Below are 408 nucleotides of genomic sequence, written 5' to 3'. Positions count from 1 at the left end.
CGGGGTGAGCCTGGCCAGCCAGGCGCTCGGCAGCCTGCTGGGGGTGACGGTGGCTTTCGCCGGCGGCCTGTTGGTCTATGGGCTGATGAAGGCGCTGCTGGGCATCCGCTTGAGCCAGGAGGAGGAGTACTACGGCGCGGACCTGTCGATCCACAAGATCGGCGCGATCAGCCACGAATGAGGGGGCGGACTTCCTTGGTGCGGCGGGGTATCGGCGGATAACGCCGTTGGCGTTATGCGCTCTACGTAGGATGGATCGAAGCCTTCGCTTGGTGAAGGGCGGTTTCATCGCGGGTCCGCCGGGCGCTTTTTTTCCATCGACCGGCTTCACTTGCCTTGCGTCTCGCGCCAGACTGGCGCGCATGCCGATCCAGACGCTTGCCACCCTTGCCGATATCGACGCCGGCG

General features: G+C 65.4%; 1 protein-coding gene. It reads left to right on the top strand.

Going from position 1 to position 408, the window contains the following annotated elements; genetic code table 11:
* Positions 1 to 181, top strand: a 181-nt coding sequence (locus tag FMM79_RS12295) for an ammonium transporter (protein WP_033952233.1), incomplete at its 5' end; no start/stop codon positions are given.
* Positions 182 to 408: the final 227 nt, after the last annotated feature.

This window comes from Novosphingobium sp. BW1, assembly GCF_008107685.1.
Lineage (GTDB): Bacteria > Pseudomonadota > Alphaproteobacteria > Sphingomonadales > Sphingomonadaceae > Novosphingobium.
This window is presented reverse-complemented; position numbering and strand designations above follow the sequence as displayed.